The following is a 9,847-nucleotide window of genomic DNA, read 5'->3' as shown; positions in this document are numbered from 1 at the left end:
GACAGGACCCTCGATAAGTCCCATCGTTGCAGGTCAGCAGCACTCTCCGCTTATTTGATCAAGACCCGGACAGGCCCACTCACGAAAGCGCGAGGCTAATGCGCCGGCTTCGCACACGCAATGTGGAGCCTCTGCAGGACTGCCGGTCCGCTGTGCTCCCAGCCCTGTCAGTTCCGGTAGGTAAGGTTGACCACCACGTGATCGATCACAATTACGAGGGTTGCAGAAGGGGTCAGTGATGTCCGCGAAGGCGTTTCCCGCTGTCGGCACGCGAGGGGCGGCCCCGTCCAACCCAAGGGAGGGCGACGGCGAGTCCCTGATCCGGGAAGACGTCACGACGGCCGGGACGGGCCTGCGGGTCTACCCCGAGGCCGCGGACGTGTTCGTCGCCGACCAGGTCGAACTGGCCCGGCACCTGCACCCGTTGATCTCCATCGATCTGGCCCAGGTCAACCCGGCCTGGCACGGCTGGATCCACCTGGTCAGCCCGTTGGAACCGGCGGAGGGATACATCGGTGACCACACCCGGGCATTCCACTCGGCCCTGCAGACAACCAACTGGCTCGGGTTCGCGATGGACGGCAACCGCTACCGCCTGCTCGGCGACGTGCGCTACTTCGCGCGGGCGGCAACCCCCGAGAAAGTACCCGAGCCCTGGGAAGGATTCCGCGCCCGGCTCGATGAGCACTGCGAGCGCCAAGAACGCAGCTACCAGGCTCACCGGGACACCTTCCGCCGTGAGGGCGAACTCCTCAGGCTCGACGACGAGGGTTCCCCGATGTACGGGACGCGCGACCCGGTGGCTCTGCTGGACCAACTCGGCGGCCATGCCGACGCCCACAGCAACTGGGTCGATCCCGACCTGTTTCACCTTGGGTATGACGACGACCACGCGTGGCCGATCAGCCCGGCCGGAAACCGGTTCCACTTCGTGGCGGCGGTGCCGGGCTGGCACTACCGAGGCAGCGGCGCCGACCAGATTCTGCTGTTCTTCGAACCCGTCGACCGACTGGCCCTGTTGACCTTCGACTGGAGCTGAGGCCCCAGCACTTACGGTCCCGACGGCCGACGGCTCTCACTGCTGTGGCTGGAGTCGAACTCGAATATGCCGACGGTGCCGGAGTCGACTACGAGCCCTATTCCGCATTCCTGTCCGCAGAGGAGACCACCGAGTGGCTACGCGTGTGCGACAGCCGTTCCTCGGTCATCGCTGCGAGTTCTCCGGATCTTGCCGCAACTGGTCGAGAAGCTGGTCGATGGCTGCCTTCGCCTCCATCACCGACGCGCCGGTCGCCTTCCGCCAGGTGTTGATCGCCTGGATACGGTCGCCCGCGCGTACGTGGGCGACGGCCAGCCGTGCGTGGAGGGGATAGCCCGGCAGCCGGGCGGGAACGGGTCGGCCTCGTGGCTCGCCGCCGCGGCCACTTGGGTCGAACTCGTCAAGTGAGGAGTGCAGTCCATCGATCCGCGCCCGCGCTGCCGGCCGTGCGGTGCGGACCGCCACCAACTCCCAGCGGACGTCCGTCCGCTCGGACCAGTCCTCGTCCAGTCCGATGCCCAACAGCCCTGGATCGTCGATCAGTTGGCAGACGTTGTAGGCAAGATCGTGCTGCATCTGCCGCACCACGTCCGTCAGATCGTCCGGATCCACCCCGCACGCCAGGAGCCGTTGCAGCGCCGCCGCCGATGCGCTGCCAGGAACGTTCCCCTGCCCGTGACCTCGTAGCCAGGACTCGATCCACGACGGGTAGCCGTCGGTGTAAGCATCCTCGTCGACAGCCATGTTCCACACGGCGGTGAGGAACAACTGGCGTGCCTGCGTCGGCCAACCATCAGCATGGGAACCTTCGTCTTCGACCATGCGCCAACACTGCCAGCCGTTGGTGAGGGCGTTGCCGGTTTCAGCAGAGGTGCCGGATGACGGTCCGCACTTGAGTTGTGGTCCATTGGCCTGCCACGAAATGATCGTGCCCCGTATGGGCGGGGTAGACCAGTATCGACTGATTCAATTACGTCAGGGAGCCGATGAGTACGAAGCCCGCACGTCCACGCAATCTGCTCAGATATCTCACGATTACGTCCATCACTATGATCGCTGTGGGATTGTGCGGTTTCGTCACGACCATCGCATTCACCATACCGAACCACACCAAGGCGATATCCACCTTGAAGAGTCGCGGGGTCCAGACCCGCGCGAGTGTCACGAGATGCCAGCAAGCCCTCCACGACGAAAACGGTGGCGAGTTGTCTGTCACCTGCTGGGTGCGCTTTACCCCGTCCGGTGGGCGTTCCGTTGAATCGCCACTGAAATTCAAGACCCGCCAGGTAAGGGACGGCTACACCATGATGGTCGTGTACGACCCGAAGAATACCGGCATGGTCGCCCTTCCCTCGGACCTTGGCTACTGGAATACTCTCACCAGGAACACTCTCGATTTGCTTTTGCTGGTCATCTCAGCCGTAATGGTTCCTCTGGGAATCGCAGGTCTCGTCCTGCGGAGGCTTTTCGGGAGCTACGAAGCGGTACGCGGAAAAGGTCGATGAAATTGACCAGGCCGCCACTCGGCACATCGGTTTGGACAGGTAGCAGAGTGCCGAGCGGGATCTCGAAGGCACGCCGGTGCTGAATCTGGGGAAGTCAACGCGGACGGGCTGACGGAGCACCGGACTCCGGCCCTTTCCCCAAGTCGGCCTCGGGGAAAGGGCCGGAGCCCACGCGGTAGCTACGGTCGGACCGTGACCCGTACGACGCCGGAGGCCGTTAGCTCCGGGCCGGTGCCGTCCGCAGGGGTGGCGGTCAGGCGCCAGGTGTAGGCGCCGGTCGGCGTCGGGGTGCCCGAGTCGGACGTGCCGTCCCAGGAGACCCGTACCGTGCCGGGGGTGCTCCCGCCCGTCCAGGTGCGCACCACCTCGCCGGTCCCGCGATGGGTGAGCGTCACCTGCCAGGACGCCGAGGGCTTGGAGAGCCACCATGCGGCGGCCCACTCGCCGGTGCCGTCCTGCGCCGGTGTGCCGGGTGCGGCGGTGCGGGCGATGCCGAGCGGGGAGAGCGTCTGCTGGGGCGCGGTGACGTGGACGGTGTCGTCCGTGTCGACCCAGGCGAGCTTGCCGGCGCCCGCGTCCAGCGTCCAGGTGGTGCCGCGCCCGTCGCCGTCCGCGGGCTGCTTCAGGCCCGTGACGGTGCCCAGATCGTCCGTGCCGCCGTCCTTCCGCAGCGCGGTGAGGCGCAGGTCGCCGGATGCGTCGCGGTGGGCCAGGAAGTGGTCGCCCAGGAGGGCGCCGGACGCCGGTGCCGGGTAGGTGCGCCCGGACGCAAGGTCCCGTACTCCAGCCGCGTCCTGGGAGGCGCAACTCCAGTACAACAAGGTGCCGCTGCGCTGGAGTTCGTTCGGGACGCAGGCGGTGCCGAGTGCGACGGTCTCGGTCAGGTTGCCGGTGAGCAGGTTGAACACCCTGACGCTGCCGGGTTTGTTCGGCGCCGCCTTGAGCAGCCACTTCTGCTCCAGTACGGCGGCCTGCGCCGGCTGCTCGCGGACGATGACGTCGCGGGCGGTGTCCACGACGTACTGCCGTCCGTCCGCCTCGTACAGCACGAACTCCGGTGCCGTGTCGATGATCCGGCCGTCGGTGCCCGGCAGTGGGAAGCTGTCCGCCGGGTGCTCCGGGTCGTCACCGGTCACCAGTACGTCGGCGCCCGTATCCGGGTCGGCGACCAGCCGGGCCGCCCCCTCGTCCGTACCGTCGGCGAAGCGGCCCGCCGGCAGGCCCGGGAAGTCGGCGAGCGCCGCGCCCTTCACCGGGTCGAGCCCGGTGCCGATGTCCACGCCGTGCAAAGTCTCCTTACTGGAAAGGGAGTTGACGTACCGCAGCCGTCCCCGGTCGAGGCTCAGCGCCTGGATCTCACCGTCCGCCGTCTTGACCCGAGGGACCTGTCGCAGCGGCAGACCGGACACGAGCCCCAGACCGTTCACGCTGAACAGGTGCACGGCGCGTTTGCCGTCGGCGTCCTTGCCGAGCGCGACCAGCGAACCCGAGCCCTCGGCGCGCAGGAACGACTGCTCGACGTCGCTCAGCAGCGTCCGCTCGGTGTCGGCCCCTGCGAAGGGGGTGAGGCGCAGCGGGCCGCCGTCGCCCTCGTACCAGAGCACGTTGTCGCCCACCACGTAGGCCGAGACCTTGCTGTCGGCGGACTGCGTGGCGAGCGGCACGACGCGCGGGGCGGCCGGGCTTTCGCGCTGCATGACCCGTACGCCCGGCTCCCCTTGGCGGGTGAACCAGCTGACGGTGTTCTGCGTGATCCGGAAGCTGCTCGCTTCGCCCGTCACGGGCAGCGGGACGACCTGGCCGTTGTATGCCGTGAGGATGCCGTACGCCTGGGCGCCGTCGGCGGTGCGGTAGCCGATCACGAGCTGGTTCCAGTAGGCGCCGAGCAGTACAGGCTCGGCGCCGGTCGTGGCGCCGGCGGGGAGTTTCACCACGGGGTCGGCCGCCGGGGCCCCGCCACGCGCCACGCGCAACTGGTAAGTGCCGTCGCCCTGGTCCACGGTCGCCAGCACCCAGCCGTTGGCGAACTTCAAGTTGAGGTATCCGGCGGGCACGCTGAGCGTGCTGGTGTTGCGCGGGTCCTCGACGCCGATCCGTACGACGTCCGTGCCGCCGTCCTCACGCGGCTTGGTGTAGGTGACACGGTTGTACTCGTCGTGGCCCCGCACGATCGCGTCCTGCGGCACGCCGTCGAGCGCTGGGACGGGCTTGGTGGTGCGGTTGTACGTCGTGGTCCAGAGGTAGTCGCCGTCCTCGCGGTGCAACACGCCCTGGCTGCCGGTCGACAGCACCGTCTCGGGTCCGTCGCCGTATGCGTCGGGCGCGGGTATGAGGACCTCGGCCGACTCGGCCGCGCCGGCGGCGTGAGCCGTGGCCGGCAGCAATATGGCCGGCCCCGCCGCGAGGACGGCGGCGATGGCACCGGCGGTGACGGTACGCCGGGTACGGCTGGTTGTGCGCAGGTGATGGGACACCTGACCCCCCAACTTGTTAACCGTTGACATTCGATGTTCTTGCTGTGAACACGGGCAACAGTACACAGTTGTACGGGAGTTGTACACGGAATGTGTAGGTGCGGGCGTGGTGGGGCGGCGGTGTCACGGCCCCCGGTCACACCGCCCCCAACGTGACCCGGATCACCTCCCGGGGAAAACCCGCCGCCCCGGCCGGGCGTCTAGCAGGTGTGAAACGGGTTGGGGCGGCACCGCCGCAGGAACTGGACGAGGAACATCTCCTACGACGGGTGGCCCGGGGCGACCGGGCCGCCTTCGAGGAGCTGTACCGGCGTACGTCGCCGTGGCTGGCGGTGCGGCTGGGCCGTCGCTGTGCCGATCAGCAGATCGTCGCCGAGGTCATGCAGGAGACGTATCTGGCGGTGTGGCGGGCGGCCGGCTCCTTCGCCGGGAGCAGGACCGGAGGAACCGCCGTCGGCTGGCTGTGGACGATCGCGGCCCGCCGCCTCGTCGACGCGTTCCGGCGCAGGGCCCACCACGCCGAGCCGCCGCCGGCCGCCGCCGCGCACCCCGTGACGCCCGCGGCCGAGGAGGAGGCATTGGTCGGCACCGTCGGCGGTGACGTCGGGGACGCGTTGCGACGCCTCGCGCCCGAACTCAGGGACGTACTGCAGGCCATGGTGCTCGACGGACTGTCCGTCCGGGAGACCGCCGTACTGCTCGGACTGCCCGAGGGAACGGTCAAGACCCGCGCCCGCCGGGCCCGGATCGCGATGCGGGAGGCACTGACATGACCGCGCAACACGCATCACACGCGTCGGCAGGGCTCATTCACGGATACGCGCGCGGCGACACGGACCTCGTCGCGGACGAGGTATGGGCCCTGGAGGCCCATCTGGAAGGGTGCCGGGTCTGCCGTGACCGGCTGTCGGCCGCCGTCACGGCAGAGGCGCCCGCCGTGGTGGGGCTGACCGACGCCGTCTGGTCCGATCTCGGACCCCAACTGGCCGCGGCCGTCCCGTCGCCGCCGCGCAGGCACCGGGCGCGGCTGTCGGCGTGGACGACGCCCGCCATGACGCCGTGGCTGGCCATGGTCCTGGCCGTGACGCTGCTCGCACTCCTCCTTGACCTGGTGGGACCCGGCTCCGGTCAGGTGTCCCTGATGCTGCTGCTCGCCCCCGTCCTGCCGGTGTGCGGCGTGGCGGCCTCGTGGTCGCGCGGCCTGGACCCGGCGTACGAGCTGACGGCCTCCACGCCGAGGGCTGGGCTGCAACTGGTGCTGCGGCGCACCGCCTCCGTGCTCGCCGTGGTGATCCCCGCGCTGCTGGCGGGGGGTTGGGTGACGGGGGTGACGGCCGCCCAGTGGCTGCTGCCCTGCCTGGCGTTCACCTCGATGGCCCTGGCGCTCGGCGGGGTGATCGGCGTGACGCGCGCCGCCGTCGCCCTGGTGGCCGTATGGGCGGCGGTGGTGGTGGCGCCGGCCCTCGCCACCAGTGGTACGCCCTTCGCCCTGCGGACGGACGGCCTGCCGGTCTGGGGACTGATCCTCGCGCTCGGCGTCGGCGTCGTGATCGCCCGCAGGGGCGCGTACACCGTGCTGGGAGCCCACCGTTGAACCCGCGAAAGAACCCCCGAATGAGCCTCGGAAAGAGCCTCCGAGAGAACTCCCGAGAGAACTCCCGGCAGAACTTCAGAGAGACGAGGAAGCGCATGACGCGCGCAGTGAGCAGGGCCGACATCGCCCCCACGGCCTACGCCTGGGAGATCCGGGCAACCGGACTGAAGGTCAGGGTCGGCAGGAACCGGATGGCCGTCGACGGGCTCGACCTGTCGCTGGGCACCGGCGTACACGGTCTGCTCGGTCCCAACGGGGCGGGCAAGACCACCCTCATCCGCGCACTGGCCACCGTGCTGCGCCCCGCCGGAGGCGAGCTGGAACTGCTCGGGCAGTCCGCGCGCGGACTGGGCGAGCACCGTACGATGCGCCGCCGGATCGGCTACCTGCCGCAGGAGTTCGGCTACTACAAGCGCTTCACCGTACGCGAGTTCGTCGAGTACATGGCATGGCTGAAGGAGGTACCCACGGCGGACATCCCCGCGGCGGTGCAGCGTGCCGTGGAGCGGGTCGGTCTGGCCGACCGCGCCGACGAGCGGATGAAGAACCTGTCGGGCGGCATGGTGCGGCGGGCCGGCATCGCCCAGGCCATCGTCAACGACCCGTCGATCCTGCTCCTCGACGAGCCGACGGTCGGTCTGGATCCGGCGCAGCGACTGCGCTTTCGCGACCTGCTCCAGGAGTTGGGGACGGACGCCTGCGTGGTCGTCTCGACCCATCTGGTGGAGGACGTGGCCGCCGCCTGCACCGACGTGGTGCTCTTCGCCGATGGCCGGCTGGTCTTCCAGGGCACCCCGGACGAACTGGCCGCGGCGGGCGGCCCGGAACACGTGGGCGACAGCCCCCTGGAGCGCGGCTACTCGGCACTGCTCCTGGACCCCGTACAGACGAAGGGCGCCTGGTGAACCTCCGTATCCTGCGCATCGAGCTGAGGCGGTCCGTGGCCCTGTGGGCCGGCGCCGTCGTGCTGGCGACCGCGGTCGCGTACCTGCATCTCATCCCCGGACCGTGGTGGACGGGCACCGTGCTGTGGACGGCCCAGTGGACCTCCATGGCCCTGTGGACCCGGTGCCTGCTGTTCTTCCTGTGGCCGCTCGCCGTGGGATTCGGGGCACTCCAAGGGCTGCGCGACCACCGCTCGAAGATGTCCGAACTGCTCACCAGCACCCCGCGACCCGCACGGCACCGCGCGGCCACCCTGGCGGGCACGGTGGCCTGCACAGTGGCCTCGGCCTTCGCGCTCCTCGTCCTGCTGGGCACGGTACGGGTGCTCGCCGGCGACGCCTCGTACACCCACCTCGGCTGGCTGCCGATCTCGCTGGTGGGCGCGCTCGCGCTCGGCTCGGGGGCCGTCCTGGGCATGGGGGTCGCGCGGGCCCTGCCCTCCGTCCTCACGCCGCCCGCGCTGGTCGTGTGCGCCCTCCTGTTCAACCAGTTCCTGCGGCAGACCCAGACCTTGGACGACGTGGTGCCGACCTCCGCCGCGCCGAACCGTGTCTCGCTGCTGTCGCCTTCGGTGGCTGACGTACGCGAAACGCTCCTCACGCTCTCCGTCCCCGTGCACCTCGGCCAGACACTCTGGCTGCTCGGCATGGCCGCGACGGGCCTCGCGCTGCTGGTCGCCGCAGGTCCGCGCGCCCGACTGCTCGCCCTCACCCCGCTTCTGGCGGGCGGGGTACTCGCCCTGCTCCTGCTCCCGTCCGAGCCCCGCGACACGTACGTCATCGACCGCGCCGCGGCGGCCCGTGTGTGCGACGGGCCGGTGTGCGTGACGACGCTTCAGCGGGCTCGGCTCGACGACGTGGCCGGTCCCGGCAGGGAAGCGCTGCGTCTGCTGCGCGGCGCGCTGGGCGATCAGGCGCCCGTCGCCATCCGCGAGACCACCGTCCTGCGCGCGATCCTCTCCACGCCGGAACGGTCGCGCGACACCGTGCTCATCGACTTCGACGACAGGGTGATCGGCGATGCCCGGGGCGAGCGGCTGACCCGGGCTCTGGTCGGCCAGGGCATGGTCCCGTTGTGCTACGCCCGCAGCGACACCGAGAGCGGCACGCTGGAGGAGACCGTCGCACAGAGTATCGCGACGGCGTGGGTCCTCGGGGAGGACCCACGACCTCTCGACGGGACCGTGCACGCCGCGAGCGACCAGGCCGACGAGGCCCGCCCGGTGTGGAAGAAGCTCACCGCGCTGCCACGGCCGGAGCAGCAGCGGCGGATCAGTGCCCTGCACGCCGCCGCGGTCTCCTGCTCGGGCGACCCGCTCGCCGTACTGTCCGACGGTGCGTCCCGGTGAAATGGCTGACGCTGTACGCGCGTTCGCGGCATGTGCCCGCCTCGCTCGTCGTGGTGGTGATCAGTGCGGTGGCCGTGGGGGTACTCGCCCGGATGGGCGGCGGGGGACTGGCGGATCCGCGGTTGTCCGCGCTCGTCATCGCCACCGGGGTGATGTCGGTCTCGGTCGGACTCGGCGGGCAGGACCTCGCGTTGGACCGGACGGCCGCCATCCGCTGGATGCCCCGCAGGGCGGCACACGTGCTGCTCAGCGGCGTGCTCATCGGCGCGGTGCTGCTGGCGGTACAGACCCTCGGCGGACAGCCGACCTCGCCCGCCTTCGTCGTACGCAACAGTGCGGGGCTGATGGGACTCGCCGCCATCGGGGCGGCCTGGTGCGGGGGGCAGTACGCGTGGATCCCGCCGTTCGCGTGGCTGTCGTCCTCCCTCGTCGTCCCGCCATCGCCGGAGACGGCGACGCAGGTGCTGACCTGGATGCTGCTACCGCCCGGCACGACGGCCGGCACCTGGACGGCCGCCGCCCTGGCCGTCATTGGCACGGTGGTGTACGCAGTCGGGGGCCCGAGACGTTGACGGCGACGGCGGAATCCGTCAGGTCCGGTTCGGCGGGAGGCGGCTCGTCGGCAGCCGGCGCTTGCGGGGGGAGACGTGTGTGCTGGACGGTGGCTGACCGATCGGTGGTCACCTGACGGGCTCTCACGGTGCCCTCTAGCCAACGCGCGTAGACAGCAGCATCATGGGATTGCTTCGAGCGCACGACCTTCTCCTGTAGTTGACATGACCTCGTCAATACTGAACTGAGAGAGGCGGCACGATGGCTTGCGGATCGACCAGCCTGTGGGCTGGTGAAACGAGTTGGTTCTGTTGCGGATCCGCGTGGGGTCCGTGCGGCAGCGCGGGCGGCGGCGCCTGCGGCAACTGCCGGTCGAGCGCCAATCACGGC

The 9,847-nt window shown here is 69.9% G+C and carries 9 protein-coding genes; 7 read left to right on the top strand and 2 right to left on the bottom strand.

What is annotated here, in order from left to right; all coding sequences use genetic code 11:
- The first annotated feature begins 238 nt into the window (after positions 1-238).
- Positions 239-1,039: a hypothetical protein gene (locus ACFVT5_RS42430; RefSeq protein WP_389899553.1), complete on the top strand. Its 801-nt coding sequence runs from the start codon at positions 239-241 to the stop codon at positions 1,037-1,039.
- Between the two features lie 165 nt (positions 1,040-1,204).
- Here the strand turns inward: ACFVT5_RS42430 and ACFVT5_RS42425 are convergent, their stop codons facing one another.
- The gene (locus ACFVT5_RS42425; protein WP_389899552.1) at positions 1,205-1,861 is read right to left on the bottom strand and encodes a hypothetical protein; all 657 of its coding nucleotides are present in this window, start codon (positions 1,859-1,861) and stop codon (positions 1,205-1,207) included.
- Positions 1,862-2,025: 164 nt separating this feature from the next.
- On the opposite strand from ACFVT5_RS42425, the gene ACFVT5_RS42420 reads away from it, so the two are divergent.
- Positions 2,026-2,544 carry a DUF3592 domain-containing protein gene (locus ACFVT5_RS42420; RefSeq protein WP_389899550.1) on the top strand — a complete coding sequence of 173 codons (519 nt, stop codon included), beginning with the start codon at positions 2,026-2,028 and terminating at the stop codon, positions 2,542-2,544.
- Positions 2,545-2,723: 179 nt separating this feature from the next.
- Here the strand turns inward: ACFVT5_RS42420 and ACFVT5_RS42415 are convergent, their stop codons facing one another.
- Entirely contained in the window at positions 2,724-5,018 is a 2,295-nt protein-coding gene (locus tag ACFVT5_RS42415; protein ID WP_389899549.1) for a FlgD immunoglobulin-like domain containing protein, read from the bottom strand.
- A 269-nt stretch (positions 5,019-5,287) separates the two neighbouring features.
- Here ACFVT5_RS42415 and ACFVT5_RS42410 point away from each other — a divergent pair, with 269 nt between their 5' ends.
- From ACFVT5_RS42410 to ACFVT5_RS42390, 5 genes are all read left to right on the top strand, one after another.
- Entirely contained in the window at positions 5,288-5,791 is a 504-nt protein-coding gene (locus ACFVT5_RS42410; RefSeq protein WP_389899556.1) for an RNA polymerase sigma factor, read from the top strand.
- A complete protein-coding gene (locus tag ACFVT5_RS42405; protein ID WP_389899547.1) occupies positions 5,788-6,612 on the top strand; it encodes a zf-HC2 domain-containing protein in 825 nt (274 codons plus the stop codon). The genes ACFVT5_RS42410 and ACFVT5_RS42405 overlap by 4 nt, the downstream gene beginning before the upstream one ends.
- A 95-nt stretch (positions 6,613-6,707) precedes the next feature.
- On the top strand, positions 6,708-7,517 hold the full coding sequence (locus ACFVT5_RS42400; RefSeq protein ID WP_389899546.1) for an ABC transporter ATP-binding protein: 810 nt from the start codon (positions 6,708-6,710) through the stop codon (positions 7,515-7,517).
- A complete protein-coding gene (locus tag ACFVT5_RS42395; protein ID WP_389899544.1) occupies positions 7,514-8,905 on the top strand; it encodes a hypothetical protein in 1,392 nt (463 codons plus the stop codon). Before ACFVT5_RS42400 ends, ACFVT5_RS42395 begins: the two co-directional genes overlap by 4 nt.
- Positions 8,902-9,477: a hypothetical protein gene (locus ACFVT5_RS42390; protein ID WP_389899543.1), complete on the top strand. Its 576-nt coding sequence runs from the start codon at positions 8,902-8,904 to the stop codon at positions 9,475-9,477. Before ACFVT5_RS42395 ends, ACFVT5_RS42390 begins: the two co-directional genes overlap by 4 nt.
- Positions 9,478-9,847: the final 370 nt, after the last annotated feature.

This window comes from Streptomyces sp. NPDC058001 (genome assembly GCF_042886315.1).
In the GTDB taxonomy this organism is placed as follows: Bacteria; Actinomycetota; Actinomycetes; order Streptomycetales; family Streptomycetaceae; genus Streptomyces.
Note: the sequence above shows the minus strand (reverse complement) of the source record. Positions and strands in the feature narration are given on the sequence as shown.